Source organism: Luteococcus sp. H91, assembly GCF_038433135.1.
Taxonomy (GTDB): Bacteria; Actinomycetota; Actinomycetes; order Propionibacteriales; family Propionibacteriaceae; genus Luteococcus.
The window spans coordinates 206141-219827 of the sequence record NZ_JBCDMV010000008.1 but is presented as its reverse complement, the minus strand read 5'-3'; the positions used below and the strand labels follow the sequence as shown (position 1 = coordinate 219827).

Below are 13687 nucleotides of genomic sequence, written 5' to 3'. Positions count from 1 at the left end.
CGCTCAGCCGGAGACCTTGAGTGCCGTCACCTGCTGTCCGCTGCTGCCGGCCAGCATGATGGTGGCATCCGACTGCGGCATCTCGAACAGGACGGTGCCTGTCAGGGTCTGCCCGGCGAGGATCGATTGCCCTTCCAGATAGTCCGGTCCGGTGGGCGACGGGTCGTACTTCTGGGCGGTCTTGCCATTGTCCAGGGCGAAGAAGCCGAGGCGCTGCTGGCCGGTGTCCAGTCTGACCCGCAAGGTGAGGAGCAGGCCCTCAGTGGTCCAGCGATGGTTCAGCACCTCGAAGGTGCCGGAACTGTCGTCCCGGGCATTCTCGAAGCGGGTGGACGTGGGAACCCCCGTGCCCGGTGTGGCGCCGTCGGTGGGGGCCTGGGTGGTCTGCTGATCCTGTTCGCTCACGCTGACGGTCTCGGTCGGAGCGGCCTGCGGTTCCGCGTCGCCGGACGTCCCCATCTTGATGGCGGCCAGGAGCAGCACGGCCACCGCAGCCAGCACCGCGAGCGTGACCCACAGGGGACGACGGCTCGGAGGCGGGGCGAACTGGGAGGTGTGGACGGGCGCGGGCGCCTGCCGGCCAAAGGGCTGACGAGGGTCGCGGGAACCGGGCTGGTAGGGCTGCGTCATGGTGCCCCCCAGCGTAGTCGGATCCGCTGGGGGCACGTTGTCCACAAATGCTCCCTTCTGCTGCAGAAACGACTCACTGTGCATGGCTGCCACTTTTCGCGACGGGATTTCAATACTCCTTGGCATGACTACGCAGACCGATGACCGGACCCGAGTTTCCATCCGCGACAGTGCCGACTTCCTGTCCCTGATTCCCTACGTCCTGGGTTACCAACCAGATGAACGGCTGGTCTTCCTGGTGCTGGAGGGCAAACGCGTCGAGCTGACCGGCGCGATGCCGCTGGCGGCCCTGCAAGAACCGGATGCCGCCCGCCACAGCGTGCTGAGCGCACTGGAGCGTTTCACCAACCCCCACGTGATGCTGGCCTGCTGGTCTGCCAACGAAGACCTGGCCGACGAGGCCTTGGCGATGGCGGAGGTCTGGGTGGGCCCGGAGCGGGTGCTGGATTCGGTGAGCGTCCAGCCCGAACGTTGGCACTCCCGCTCCGGGGAGGGCAACGGCCGGTGGGGGAGCACTGCGGAGCTCGCCGCAACGTCCGCGGCTGCGCAGGCCGTGGTGGCCGGTCTGGTGGCGTTGCCCAGTCGGGAGGCAGCGGTGGCTGTGGTGGCCGGGCCGGGCGAGGACTGCCCGCAACCGGTGGAGCGCTGGTGTCTGGATGCGGAGGATGAGCTGGCAGCGCTGAGCTGGGGCGAGTGGGATGCCGAGGCGCTGGATGTGCACCATCGGCTGCTTGCGGCCTGCAGTCACGATGAGCCGATCAAACCGGAAGATCTGGCGCGGCTGGCAGTGCTGAGCGGTGAGGTGAATGCCTTGGACAAGCTGTTGCTGTGCATCGGCAGGCGAACCGCGGCCGACTGCGCGGAGCTGTGGGCCAGGGTGGTGGGCCAGACCCCGGACGACTGGGCACACGGCCCGCTGATGATGCTCGGCTTCTCGGCGTGGATCAACGGCGACGGGGCAGTGATGGTCGCCTGCATCGAAAGAGCTCGCCGGATCGACCGGTCGTCGGTTTGGGTGAACACCCTGGATGACATGAATCGGCACGCCGTCCCGCCCCAGTTGTGGGAGGACTTGCGAGCGCAGGAGGTCTTCGGGTTGGCCAGTCCTGCCGCGGCCTGATGGCCGGGTAGCGTGGGGGCATGCGATTCGTGGTCTACCAGGGCCCGGGCGAGGATGCCTGCTCGGCAGAGCTGGCGCGCGCCCTGGTGGGGGAGAACCACCAGGCCGAGTTGGCCGTGGGGTCGGCCCCACCGCTGGGTCCGGATGACTGGCTTCACGTGGCGGGTGTCTCGGCGCTGTCGTCGGACGGGGCACGGCAGGTATTGGGGTTGATGGCCGGCGCGCCGGCGGCGGTGTCGGCCCATCTGGCCGTCGACGCGTTGCGGTGCATGGATCCGGACAGCATGGATCCGGACAGCCTCTGGCCACAGCTGGAAGCGCTGCTGCACACCATCGGCGATGTCGGGGGACTGCTCTTCATCCGGGACGTGGACCTGGCCTGGTTGTGCGCCGATCCCCAGCTCGATCCCGCGGAGACCGCCGACGACTGGGCCGAGGCCTACGGCTTGGGACTGTGCGTGGTCACGCGCGGCATGGTGGCGAGTGCGGTCAAGCCGGACGGGCGTCGGGTGGAGGTGCTGGGCGGCCGCGTGATCCGCACGCCGCAGGAGCTCGCCGCCTTCGCCGCGGGCTTCCTGCGCAGCTACGTCCACAATCCGGCGGACCTGGCCGCTGCCCTGACCATGGGTCTTGGCTGAATTCTCTCGCCCCCAATCAATTTCTCCAGAGCCGTGTCTTGTAAACTTCTCGCATGTCCACACCCGGTCCCTCCGGGCCTCCCAAGGTCCCGTCAGCGCTCTCGATGTCGAGCGCTCGTGCCGCCGTGCTGGAAGCGGTGCGCGAGCGGGGGCGGTTGTGTTCAGTCCGTGAGATCGCTCAGGACTTCGACCTGCATCCCAACACCGTCCGCGAACATCTGGACGCGTTGCTGGAGCAGGGTCTGGTGGCTCGCGAGGCCTCCTCGCCCACCGGCCGTGGGCGTCCCGCCCTGATGTATCGCGCCACCAGCGCCAGCCAGGATGTGGCTCGGGACTACGAACTGCTCTCCGACGTTCTGGCCGAGCAGCTCGCGTCGCTGCCCAATGCGGAGCAGGTGGCCCTGGCCGCCGGCCGCTCCTGGGGGAAGCGGACTGTGTACGAGCAGGGTGGCACGGTCGAACTGACGGCGCTGCCCGCGATCATTGGCCGCCTCGGATTCGAGCCAACCGAGCCGGACGCCGACGGGACCATCATCCTGCGCAGTTGTCCGATCCTGGCGGCGGCGCGCAGGAATCCCGGCGTGGTCTGCGCCGTCCATCTGGGATATGTCGAGGCTCTGATCGAGGGCGCCGGGCATGACTCGGGCGGCACCACGCTGGAACCGATGGGTCACCTGTGCGGCTGCGTCCTGCAGGTAGGCGCGCTCGCCCATCAACCGCCCCACGCCACGGCGTCCTGATAGGTCCATCCGACCGGCCGTGCCTCGCGCAGGGGTCGGTGCAGCGGCACGGCCGGCGTCGCGTAGCATTTAGCACGCTATGGACATTGCAAAAAGTGACGCCCGACCACGGGGCACCCGCCGAGACTGGCACACCCGGGCCGCCATGCCGCTGGCCTTCTGGGCCGTCGGGGCGATCGTACTGGTGGGCACGCACCGCTTCGTGCCGCGGGCCATCTGGTTGATGGTGCATTTCGTGACCCTGGGCATCGCCAGCAATGCCATCGTGGTCTGGAGCAACCACTTCGCCGACGCCGTGCTGCGCACCGCGCCCCGGGGACACCGCCGGGAGGTCGTCGAGCTGGGTCTGCTCAACGCGGCCTTGTGCCTGTTGAGCGTTGGCGTGGTGGGGCAGTGGGCCGTCCCGCTCTGGCTCGGCGTGACCCTCCTGGTGGGCATGGCCGGCGTGGCGGTCGTCGGGCTGGGGCGCCAGGCGCGGGGCAGCTTGCCGTCGCGCTTCGGGCACACCGTCGCCTGGTATCGCTGGGCCGCGGGCTGGTTGGTGGTGGGCGTGATCCTGGGGGGCCTGATGGCGGTGCCCTTCGGCCGCTGGGCGGATTCGCTGCTGGCCAGTCACCTGGCCTTCAATGTGCTGGGCTGGATTGGTCTGACGGTCTGGGGAACGTTGACCACCCTGTGGCCCACCATGCTGCGCACCAAGGCGGGTGACGGGGTGGACAAGGCGTCCCGCTGCGCCCTGCCCTTCTTCCTGATCGGCGTGCTGGCCTGTGGCGTGGCACCGTGGCTCGCGCCGCTCTCGCCGGTCTGGTGGCGGCTGCTCGGGGCGCTGGGCACGGTGGTCTACCTGACCGGCGTCGCCACCCAGTTGCAACCCATCGCGGAGCAGTGGCGGGGCAAGCGCGCCATCTCCTTCGGGGTGCTCTCGGTTGGGCTGGGCCAGCTGTGGTTCTGCGGCTGGCTGGTGTGGTTGTTGTGGCACTGGATGGCCAGCAGCACGCCGGCGGGGCTGGTCAGCGCGCTGCGCGGCACCGTTCCCGCGCTGCTGGTGGGTTTCCTGCTGCAGGTGGTGGTCGGAGCGTTGAGTTACCTGGTGCCGGTGGTACTCGGCGGCGGGCCGTCGATGGTCCGGGCCACCACCGCCGTCTTCGAGCGTGGCGCGATTGCCCGGCTGGGCGTGGTCAACCTGTCGCTGGCCCTGTTCTGCCTACCGATCGCCTCCGCCTGGAAGGTGACCACCTCCACCGCGGCCTTCCTCGCGCTGGCCGGTTTCGTCCCGTTGCTGGTGAGGGCCTGGCGCATCCGACGTCGGGCGACCGCCCCGGATGTGGACGAGGCACGCCCGGGCAGGATTCGTCGCGGCATGCTCTGGGCGCTGGTCTGGACCCTGCTCGCCGCCGGGCTCGCCGCCGCGGTGGATCCGGTCTCCTTCAAGGGGCAGTTCGGTGCTCGGGCGGGAAGCTCCTTGGTGGCGGCTACCGGCGAAACCACCCGGGTCACCGTCGTCGCCGAGAACATGACCTTCACCCCGGATGTGGTCACTGTCCCCAAGGGCAATCGGCTGGAGATCACCGTCGAGAACCGCGACGCGGGAATGATCCATGACCTTGTGCTGGCCACCGGGGCCACCAGTGGTCGGCTGTCGCCCGGCCAGAGCGCCACCATCGACGCCGGCGTGATCGGCGCTGCCGCCGATGGGTGGTGCTCGGTGGCCGGACACCGTCAGATGGGGATGGTCTTCCGGGTTGAGGTGCAGGGGCAGGGCAGCGCCCCTGCCGCAGCGGGGCATGCCGGGCACGGCGCCGCCGAGACCCCGGCGAACACGCCGGCACTGGACCTCTCCAAGGACTACGGCACCGACTGGAAGCCCCGGGACGCCGTTCTGGCCCCGGCGCCGAAGGAAAAGGTGCACAAGGTGACCATGCGGGTCACCGACGAGGTGATCGAGGTGGCGCCCGGGGTCAAGCAAACCATGTGGACCTTCAACGGCACCGCACCCGGGCCGGTGCTGCGCGGCAAGATCGGCGACGTCTTCGAGGTCACCCTGGTCAACGACGGTGGCATGGGTCACGGACTGGACTTCCACGCCGGTGCCCTGGCGCCGGACAAGCCGATGCGCACCATCGCCCCGGGTGAGAGCCTGGTCTACCGATTCACCGCGAACCGGGCCGGCATCTGGATGTACCACTGTTCCACCATGCCGATGACCCAGCACATCGCCAATGGCATGTACGGCGCCGTCGTGATCGATCCGCCGGACCTGCCCGAGGTGGAAAAGGAGTACCTCCTGGTGCAGGGCGAGCAGTACTTCGGGGCCGACGCCGACGGTGCCCCGGGAGTGGCGGACATGGGCAAGATCATGGCGGAGAAGCCCGACGCAGTGGTCTTCAACGGCTACCCGGGGCAGTACGACCGCAGCCCGCTGCCCGCGAAGGTGGGGGAACGGGTGCGCTTCTGGGTGCTGGACGCCGGGCCGCAACGGTCCTGGGCCTTCCACATCGTCGGAGCGCAATTCGATTCGGTCTGGTTCGAGGGCGCCTGGCGGCTGCGACAAGGAGCGACGCCCGGAGTGCCCGGTGCAGTCAATGGTGGCAGCCAGACGCTGGCGATGCTCGCCAGCCAGGGTGGCTTCGTGGAGACCGCCTTCCCGGAGGCCGGCAACTACGCCATGGTGAACCACCAGATGGTGGATGCCGAGCGCGGTGCCCACGGCATCGTACGGGTCACGACGTGAGATTCGGGCCGGAGTTGTCCACAGTTTCCGGCTCCCGAGGAATTGTCCACAGGCGCCCGACGGCCTGACACAACAGACGCGGCTCTTGCACACACTCTGGGTGTGAAGAATCGTGTGATGGACTTGGACGAATACGCCCGCGCCCGGCTGGCCTATGTCACGGCCGGCCGACCGCCGCTGGTGCTCGGGCCGCGCCGGGCGGACGGCTGGGGCGGCGACGGTGAGCTCCGGGACGAGGTCTTTGACGACGTGGATGAGGCCCCCACCCAGCCGCTCTTCCTTGCCGAGGCCGATGGGGCGGATCCGATGGCGCCGATGGCCAACCCGACGTCGAGGCAGCGGGCGGTGTCCTTCGTCCGGGAGCACCTGGTGGCGGTCGCGATCGTCCTGCTGGCCGGTCTGGTGCTGACGGCGGGTGTGCTGCTGCGCTCCAGACCGAGTGCGGTGCCGCTCACCGTGGTGCCGCCACCCACCCCAGCCGCCGGTCTTCCCACCGGCTCGGCATCGGGTGCGGTGGGGCCCGCCACCAGCGCTGCCGCGTCCAAGCTCCAGGTACATGTGCTCGGCGCCGTCCGCCGCCCCGGCGTGGTGTCGGTGGCTGCGGGTGGCCGGGTCTCGGACGCGATCCGGGGTGCCGGCGGCCTGCTCGCCCACGCCGCCCCGGGCGAGCTGAACCTGGCGGCCCCGGTGCAGGACGGTGACCAGGTGATCATCGGTCGCCGAGGCAGACCCCGGGGTGAGGTCCGGCGCGCCGGAGAGGTCGCCGCGGCAGAAGGCGGTGCGGGTGGCAGCACCGCGGGTGGTGGCGGAACCTCCGCCGGGGGGACTGGCTCGGGTGGTGGTGGCTCGGCGGCCGCGGGGGTGCTGGATCTGAACAAGGCGACCGCGGAGCAGCTGGACACCCTGCCCGGGGTGGGGCCGGTGACTGCCCAGCGGATCCTGGACTGGCGCACCGCCCACGGCCGGTTCAGCCGGGTGGAGGAACTGCAGGAGGTGGACGGCATCGGCCCGAAGACCTACAGCAACATTGCCAGCCATGTCCGGGTCTGAGCGGGGGACTGCTGCGCAGGATGCGAGCGTCGAAACGGCCGATGCCCTGGATCTGCGCTTGCTGCCGCTGGCTGGGGTGGCCTGGGCCGGGGCGTGGTGGGGGACCGGCCCGGAGCGCGCCTCCGGCATGCTGATCATGGTGCTGGCGCTCGCAATCACGGCATGGCAGCACCGCCGTGGAGACGTGCGACGCGGTGTGGCGATAATGGCCGTGCTGGTGGTCTGTGCCGGCCTGGGTTCTGCGCGCAGCCAGCAGCTGGCCACCAGCCGGCCCGGGGAACTCGCCGACGAGCGGGCCGTGGCCACCCTGGTGGTGCGGCTCACCAGCGACGTGAAGTTGCATCCCCGACGCGGGGTCCTGCCAGAATCGGCGTCGTCCCCCGCGCGGGTGCTGCTGGTGGAGGGGCGCGGGGAGGCCGTGCGGCAATCGGTGGAGGTGAAGCTCCGCGCCACCGGGCAGGCGGCGCGGCCACTGGTGAGCCTGCCCGCCGGATCAACACTGCGGATCGACGGACGACTGTCGCACCCCGATCCGGGGCAACGGTGGGCAGCCGTCGTCACGATTCGCTCGCCGCCGACGCTACTGCGGCCACCAGACCGAGCGGCGACTGCGATCAATGGTCTTCGCAATGGCTTGCGTGCCTCGATGCGGCACAGCCCACCGCTACAGGCGGGCCTGCTGCCGTCGCTGGTGGTGGGGGACACGTCCGGGTTGGATCCGGAGCTGGAGGAGAGCTTCAAGGCCACGGCGCTCACGCACCTGACTGCTGTTTCGGGTACCAACATCTCCTTGACGCTGGTCTTCCTGTTGGGGCTGGCCCGCTGGGTGGGGGTCCGTGGCTGGTGGGTCAGGATCACCGGGGTGCTGGGGGTGGTCGCCTTCGTGGTGGTCTGCCGCGCCGAACCGAGCGTCTTGCGGGCCGGTGCCATGGGCGTGGTGGCGCTGGCCGGTGTGGGGCTGGCGGGAGGTCAGGGACGTGGCCTGCGGCACCTGTGCGTCGCGGTGTGGGTGCTGTTGATGGTGGATCCGTGGCTGTCGCGGTCGGTCGGCTTTGCCCTGTCGACCCTGGCCACCGCCGGGATCCTGTGGTGGGGCCGTCGGTGGACCAGCGCGATGGCCTGGGCCCCGGTCTGGCTGGCGGAGTCGATCGCCATTCCGCTTGCGGCCCAGCTCGCCACCCAACCGGTGGTCACCTCGATCAGCGGGTCGATCTCGGTGGTGGGGTTGGTGGCCAATGCCCTGGCCGGTCCCTTCGTCGGCCCGGCAACCGTGCTGGGCCTGGTCACGGCCTTGGTGGCGACGCTCTGGAGCGGTCTGGCCGGATGGATCGGTTGGGTGGCGGGCTGGTGCGTGCAGCCGATCATCTGGGTGGCCACCGTGGGTGGTGCGTTGCCGGCGGCCACCTGGCGCTGGCCCGGTTCGCCGTCGATGGTGGCGCTGCTGAGTGTGGTCTGTCTGCTGTGCGCGCCGGTGGTGCCGCGCCTGCTGGCCAGCCGGACCGCCTGCGTGGTGCTGGCCGTGTGTCTGGCGGTGGCCAGTCAGCGGGCGCCGCAGCCGCTGGGCTGGCCCGGCCCCTGGCGGGTGGCCTTCTGTGATGTCGGCCAGGGCGACGCGACGGTGCTGCGCGCCGGTGTGGGGCAGGCGGTGCTGGTGGACGTCGGACCCGAGCCGGGCCCCACCCTGGCCTGCCTGCGCGCCCTTGGCGTGCAACACATCCCGCTCCTGGTGCTCACCCATTACCACGACGACCACATCCAGGGTCTCGACGGGCTGTTGCAGCAGATTCCCGTGGGGCGTGTCCAGCTGAACCCCGCCAGAGCACCGGCCGCTGGGTCCGAACAGGTGTGGCGATCCGTGACCGCCCACGGTATCCCGGTGGACTGGGCCGCGGTGGGGCAGCGCCATGTGGTCGGCCAGGTGGAGTGGTCGACGGTGGGGGTGGGCGCCCAGGCGGTGCTGGCCAGCAGCGGGGAGGGGGAGAACTCGGCGGAGAATGACAGCTCGATCATCGGGATCGGCCAGGTGGGAGGTCCGGGGGAGCCACCGGTGCGCATCGTGCTGGGCGGCGACGTGGAGCCGGCCGGGCAACAGCGCGTCGTGGCCCAGGGCTGGCACCCTCAACTGCAGGTGCTGAAGATGCCGCACCACGGATCCAGCCGGCAGGACGAGCGGTTCTGGTGCGATTCCGGCGCCCGGCTGGCCGTGGCCAGCGCCGGCTTCCGCAATGGCTACGGGCACCCGGCGGGCAAGGCACTGCAGCTGGCGGGACGCTGCGGCATGCGGGTGGCCCGTACCGATCTGCAGGGCAACATCACCGTCTGGAACGACGGACGATCATTGCAGATCCGGGCACAACGCGATGGGCCGCCCTGAACGAGCGGCCCATCGGTCGGTAATCGTCCCACCATCGGGCGGGCAAGCCTGGTCACATGGCGGCCAGCGCCTTGTTCGGCAGCCCGTGCGGGTAGTGGGAACGCATCAGCACCTTGCGTTCCAGGGCCTCGATCACCTTCGGGGTGAAGTCGGTCTTGTAGATGTTCTGCGAGCTACCCAGCCCACCGGGGGTGAAGACATTGATCTCCATCAGCTTGTCGCCGACGATGTCCAGACCCACCAGGAACATGCCGTCGCTGACCAGCTTCGGCCGGATGGCATTGACCATCTTCAGCATGTCGTCGGTGATCTCCGCCTCGCGGATCCGGCCCCCGGCCGAGATATTCGAGCGCAGGTCAGCGGTCTCGTTCACGCGGCGGAAGGCGGCGTACTTGCCATCCACCTTCAGCGGCTTGCCGTCCATCACGAAGAGCCGGGTGTCGCCGTCGGCCGCCGCCGGTAGGTATTCCTGCGCCACCACATAGCCGTCGCGGGCGATCGCCTCGATGATCTGGCTGAGATTTGGCGACTCCTCCTTGGTGACCAGGAAGACACCGGATCCGCCGGAACCCTGCAGCGGCTTGAGCACCGCCTGGCCCCCGAGCTCCTTGACGAAGGCGGAGATCTGCTCCTTGTCGCGGCTGATCAGGGTCTTGGGGCGCACGATCTCCGGGAAGTGCTGGAAGTAGGCCTTGCTCATGGCTGTGGCCAGGGTCTCCGGATCGTTCACCACCAGCACGCCGGTGGAGGCGATCAACTGGCCGAAGGCCACGCCCGCGGTGCTCGCCCAGGGGCGCTCCGGGTCACTGGCGGGGTCAGAACGCAGCATGATCACGTCGAAGTCGCCCAGAATGGTCTGCTCGCCGGGGTCGGCCTTCACATCGTCCAGATAGCGCTTGTGGGAGCGATAGTTCTTGGCGGAGCCGGCGTGCACCAAGGCTCCGAGCGAGCCGTCGGGCAGGTAGTTGAAGTCTCCGAGCCCGATGATTCCCACCTCGTGGCCCAACTGGCAGGCGGTCAGCGCCAGCCGGGTGGTGGTGTAACCGGGCTGTTCGGTGGCGATGTCGTTGACGACGAAGCCGATCTTCATGGATTCTCCTTGGGGTCGGGTGTGGCGGTTTGGGCTGAAAGTGGAGAGCGCGGAGCATTGGCCAGGCGTCGCCGAGCCGTCGGGTCGCCCAGATATCGGGGGCTGATCCGTGCCGGGGTGAGCAGTCCGTCGGCCTCCAACCGCTCCATCAGTGGCAGGTCGGCCAGGGCGAACTTGCCCAGGTAGAAGAGCGACAGGTTGCCGCCCTGTTCCAGGTGAACCAGGAGGTCCAGCAGTCCCCGCAGGTAGCAGGCATCCTTCGGGAAGCCACCGGAGCGGTAGACCCGCATCACTGTGGTGAAGGCACTGCCGCGTCGGAAGCCACGGCTGACCAGTTGCTGCCAGGCGTCGCCGAAGCCGGCGCCGGCGAGCAGTGCATCGACGGTCAGCACCCGTCCCGCCAGCTGGCGCAGCCGGGTGCGGGTCAGCTCGCCGACGGCGATCTCCGCGAGCACCGCGAGACCTTCCTGCGTCTCGTCATAGCCGGCCAGCCCGGCGCCAAGACAGCGCAACGGCTGGGCCGCGCCGTTGACCTGGGTCACCAGGTGGGTGCCGACCTCGTGTTGCAGCAGCGCGGTGGCCCGCCGACGCTGGACGGTCGTCTGCCGGCCGATCAGCAGCGAATCACCGCTGACCAGAACGCCGTTGACGTCATCGCGGAGCTCGGCATGCATCACCACGTCCGGGAACTGTTCCCGGTACCAGTCGATCTCCGCCTGGGCCAAGGCATGGAATTCCTCGGCGCCCACCGGATCCGAGGGCTCCGGCTCGGTGCTGACCGCCTCCAGGATCTCCAGGGCGGCGTGGCGCAGCTCCGGGCTCACGCCGCCGAAGAGCTCCACGGCCAGCGGCTGGAAGTCTGGGGTGTTGCGGGCGCGCAGCAACTCCGCCTGCAGACGCAGTTCGCGTTGCTTGGTGCCCAGCAGCGTGGCGATGGTGGGGTTCTGCACCGCCGACAGATCGATCCGGTCGAGGGTGGCCAGGGCCACATCCGGGTCGGTGGACAGTTCGCGGTAACTGAAGACCGGGTCGCTGGTGTCACCGTCCAACCAACGCCGACGGCAGTCGGCCGCATCGACGGGGGTGAGGTCCAGCAGGAAGCGGAAGGTCTCCGCCACCCGGGCCAGTTCCAGATCCACCCGCCGATCCGTGTCGGCCAACACCTCGCCACGGGTCTCGGTGGCGCTCTTCGTCATGGGGCGTCCAGACCATGACCGCGGCGCAGCGCCTCGGTCACCGGGGCAAGGGTTCCCTCCAGCGCCCGGGAGAGCTGGGCCACTCGATCCGGATCGAAGGAGCCCGTCCACTCGTCCATGAAGGTCTTCTTGAACTCCAGGGCCAGGGCGCAACCACGGCCCGGGTACCGGCCGTGCACCCAGGCGGCCAGGTGGGCGCCACGGAAGCGGACATTCTCCCGCACGTCGAGCGGCTGGGGATCGTCGGAAATGCTCAGGCTCCCGCAGAAGGCGTCCACCACGTCGCCCCACAGCTCGCGGTCCAGGGAGCCGGTGCCGACGTTCACGTCCGGATTCTCCTGCTGCGGAGAGCTGGGGGCATCGGCCCCGTCGCGACGGTGGTTGTAGGAGTGCACGTCGTAGAGCACAAAGGGCCCGCGCTCGGCCAGCTCGTCCAAGCGCTCCGCCAGGGCGGCGTAGAAGCTGCGGTGCAGGGCCAGCGATCGTTCGGCGACGTCAGGTGGCAGCTCGCCGCCGCGCCAGACCTCCAGGCCCCAACAGTCCTCCGGACGGCGGTAGACGGCGGCGGCCTCATCCCGGTTGAGGTCCACCTCGAAGCGGGAACGGTTCACCATCACCCTGGCCGGCACCAGCTGGCCGATCAGGTGGGTGAAGGGATCCTCCTCGCGCAGCCGGTCGCCCTCAGCCAGGGCCATCAGGTCGGCCACCTCGGGGCGGAGGTCATGCCCGGTGTGGATGGCCGTGGCCAGCACGGGGCCATCCCAACTGCCGAGGAATTCGAAGCCCTCCACGGCCTCGCCCCGGTCCAGGACTTCCTTGCTCGGTTCAACCATGTTCTCCACGCTGCCATCCATCTGCCATGGAACCACCACCAGAACGCCGAGGGCGAACACGCACAGAGCGAACAGTGGTGCGAAATCTGTCGGTGGGGGCTGGCATGCTTGGGCGCATGGCTGGACAACGCGGCGCACGCCCCAACAACGATTCACTGGCGCCCTTCGGCACCTGCCTGCTGGTGAGCGGCCCGGAGGGGCTGCTGGCGGAGCGGGCCGTGGCCGCCAGGATCGCTGCTGCAACCCAGCAGGTGCCCGACGCCGAGGTGACCAGGGTGGCCGCGGTTGATCTGGAGGGCAATCGGTTGGCGGAACTCACCGGCGGTTCCCTGTTCTCGGCGGCCAGCGTCGTGGTGATCGAGGATCTGGCCAATCTGTCGCAGGACCTCTTTGACGCCGTCCTGGCCAGTGCGGTGAATCCCGGGGAGGATCTCAGCCTGACTCTGGTGCACGGCGGCGGCCAGAAGGGCAAGGGCCTGCTGGACAAGCTGAAGAAGGCCAAGGTTCCGGTCAGCGAGGCAGCGGCGATCAAGACCTGGGAATTGCCACGCTGGGTCAGTGCGGAGGCGCGCCGGATCAAGGTCGGGATGGATGCGGAGGCAGCCCAGGCCCTGGTGGACGCGGTCGGTAGTGACCTGCGGGCCCTGGCGGGTGCGGTCTCCCAGCTGGGCAGCGACTGGGAGGGGCAGAACGTCACGGCGCAGATGATCGCCCGCTACTTTGCGGGCCGAGCCGATGTCACCAGTTTTGCCGTTGCCGACGACATCATGGGCGGCCGTCCGGGCCCGGCGCTGGAGAAGCTGCGCTGGGCGCTGTCGACGGGGGTTGCCCCGGTGCTGGTGACCAGCGCCGTCGCCTCGTCGCTGCGGGGCCTGGGCAAGTATCTGGATGCCCGCTCGGCGCGGCTCTCGGAGGGGGAGATGGCTCGGGAGGTGGGCGTCCCGCCGTGGAAGTTGAAGGACCTGTCGCGGCTGTCGCGCTCCTGGAGCCCGCGCGGGGTATCGCAGGCCCTGCGGGCGGTGGCCACTGCCGATGCCCAGGTGAAGGGGGCCGCCAGCGATCCGCACTTCGCCCTGGAGCAGCTGCTGCTGGCGGTGGATCGGGCGCACGGCATGGAAGGTTGAGCGCGATTCGGGCCACCACGGCCCCGGTTCGGCCTGCCACCGGGGCCGGAGGGGTGGACGGCGGCCGACTGCGGGCAACAAGACCAGCGTCTCGTCCCCCAGTCGGGACGAGACGCTGGCCTGTGAAGATCTGTCACCCCGCCGGGGCGGGGCTCACATCA

The 13687-nt window shown here is 69.6% G+C and carries 11 protein-coding genes; 7 read left to right on the top strand and 4 right to left on the bottom strand.

What is annotated here, in order from left to right:
• Window positions 1–3 precede the first annotated feature (3 nt).
• Window positions 4–630, bottom strand: coding sequence for a hypothetical protein (locus tag AAEX57_RS06270; RefSeq protein ID WP_342091367.1), 627 nt, complete (start codon window positions 628–630; stop codon window positions 4–6).
• 124 nt (window positions 631–754) lie between these two features.
• Between AAEX57_RS06270 and AAEX57_RS06265 the strand changes: the two genes are divergently transcribed.
• The 6 genes from AAEX57_RS06265 (at window position 755) to AAEX57_RS06240 (ending at window position 9283) form a co-directional block, all read left to right on the top strand.
• Window positions 755–1750 carry a DUF4192 family protein gene (locus tag AAEX57_RS06265; protein ID WP_342091368.1) on the top strand — a complete coding sequence of 332 codons (996 nt, stop codon included), beginning with the start codon at window positions 755–757 and terminating at the stop codon, window positions 1748–1750.
• A gap of 20 nt (window positions 1751–1770) precedes the next feature.
• Complete coding sequence (locus AAEX57_RS06260) at window positions 1771–2388, top strand: hypothetical protein (RefSeq protein WP_342091369.1); 618 nt, start codon at window positions 1771–1773, stop codon at window positions 2386–2388.
• 53 nt (window positions 2389–2441) lie between these two features.
• Window positions 2442–3128 carry a helix-turn-helix transcriptional regulator gene (locus AAEX57_RS06255; protein ID WP_342091370.1) on the top strand — a complete coding sequence of 229 codons (687 nt, stop codon included), beginning with the start codon at window positions 2442–2444 and terminating at the stop codon, window positions 3126–3128.
• Window positions 3129–3207: 79 nt separating this feature from the next.
• Window positions 3208–5859: a multicopper oxidase domain-containing protein gene (locus AAEX57_RS06250; RefSeq protein WP_342091371.1), complete on the top strand. Its 2652-nt coding sequence runs from the start codon at window positions 3208–3210 to the stop codon at window positions 5857–5859.
• A 117-nt stretch (window positions 5860–5976) separates the two neighbouring features.
• Window positions 5977–6909, top strand: coding sequence for a helix-hairpin-helix domain-containing protein (locus tag AAEX57_RS06245; RefSeq protein ID WP_342091372.1), 933 nt, complete (start codon window positions 5977–5979; stop codon window positions 6907–6909).
• Window positions 6896–9283, top strand: a complete 2388-nt coding sequence (locus AAEX57_RS06240; RefSeq protein WP_342091373.1) for a ComEC/Rec2 family competence protein — start codon at window positions 6896–6898, stop codon at window positions 9281–9283. Before AAEX57_RS06245 ends, AAEX57_RS06240 begins: the two co-directional genes overlap by 14 nt.
• A 52-nt stretch (window positions 9284–9335) precedes the next feature.
• On the opposite strand, the gene AAEX57_RS06235 is transcribed toward AAEX57_RS06240, so the two are convergent.
• The 3 genes from AAEX57_RS06235 to AAEX57_RS06225 are packed head-to-tail and all read right to left on the bottom strand — an operon-like array spanning window position 9336 to window position 12402.
• Window positions 9336–10373: a glutathione synthetase gene (locus tag AAEX57_RS06235; RefSeq protein WP_342091374.1), complete on the bottom strand. Its 1038-nt coding sequence runs from the start codon at window positions 10371–10373 to the stop codon at window positions 9336–9338.
• Complete coding sequence (locus AAEX57_RS06230; RefSeq protein ID WP_342091375.1) at window positions 10370–11569, bottom strand: tyrosine/phenylalanine carboxypeptidase domain-containing protein; 1200 nt, start codon at window positions 11567–11569, stop codon at window positions 10370–10372. The genes AAEX57_RS06235 and AAEX57_RS06230 overlap by 4 nt, the downstream gene beginning before the upstream one ends.
• The gene (locus AAEX57_RS06225; protein ID WP_342091376.1) at window positions 11566–12402 is read right to left on the bottom strand and encodes an N-formylglutamate amidohydrolase; all 837 of its coding nucleotides are present in this window, start codon (window positions 12400–12402) and stop codon (window positions 11566–11568) included. The genes AAEX57_RS06230 and AAEX57_RS06225 overlap by 4 nt, the downstream gene beginning before the upstream one ends.
• Before the next feature lie 116 nt (window positions 12403–12518).
• Between AAEX57_RS06225 and holA the strand changes: the two genes are divergently transcribed.
• Window positions 12519–13526, top strand: coding sequence for a DNA polymerase III subunit delta (gene holA, locus AAEX57_RS06220; RefSeq protein WP_342091377.1), 1008 nt, complete (start codon window positions 12519–12521; stop codon window positions 13524–13526).
• The last annotated feature ends 161 nt before the right edge of the window (window positions 13527–13687 follow it).

Coding starts and splice junctions, on each gene's coding strand:
- AAEX57_RS06250 (WP_342091371.1), top strand. CDS start 3,208: ATGGACATTGCAAAAAGTGACGCCCGACCACGGGGCACCCGCCGAGAC.
- AAEX57_RS06270 (WP_342091367.1), bottom strand. CDS start 630: ATGACGCAGCCCTACCAGCCCGGTTCCCGCGACCCTCGTCAGCCCTTT.
- AAEX57_RS06225 (WP_342091376.1), bottom strand. CDS start 12,402: ATGGTTGAACCGAGCAAGGAAGTCCTGGACCGGGGCGAGGCCGTGGAG.
- AAEX57_RS06260 (WP_342091369.1), top strand. CDS start 1,771: ATGCGATTCGTGGTCTACCAGGGCCCGGGCGAGGATGCCTGCTCGGCA.
- AAEX57_RS06265 (WP_342091368.1), top strand. CDS start 755: ATGACTACGCAGACCGATGACCGGACCCGAGTTTCCATCCGCGACAGT.
- AAEX57_RS06230 (WP_342091375.1), bottom strand. CDS start 11,569: ATGACGAAGAGCGCCACCGAGACCCGTGGCGAGGTGTTGGCCGACACG.
- holA (WP_342091377.1), top strand. CDS start 12,519: ATGGCTGGACAACGCGGCGCACGCCCCAACAACGATTCACTGGCGCCC.
- AAEX57_RS06245 (WP_342091372.1), top strand. CDS start 5,977: ATGGACTTGGACGAATACGCCCGCGCCCGGCTGGCCTATGTCACGGCC.
- AAEX57_RS06255 (WP_342091370.1), top strand. CDS start 2,442: ATGTCCACACCCGGTCCCTCCGGGCCTCCCAAGGTCCCGTCAGCGCTC.
- AAEX57_RS06235 (WP_342091374.1), bottom strand. CDS start 10,373: ATGAAGATCGGCTTCGTCGTCAACGACATCGCCACCGAACAGCCCGGT.
- AAEX57_RS06240 (WP_342091373.1), top strand. CDS start 6,896: ATGTCCGGGTCTGAGCGGGGGACTGCTGCGCAGGATGCGAGCGTCGAA.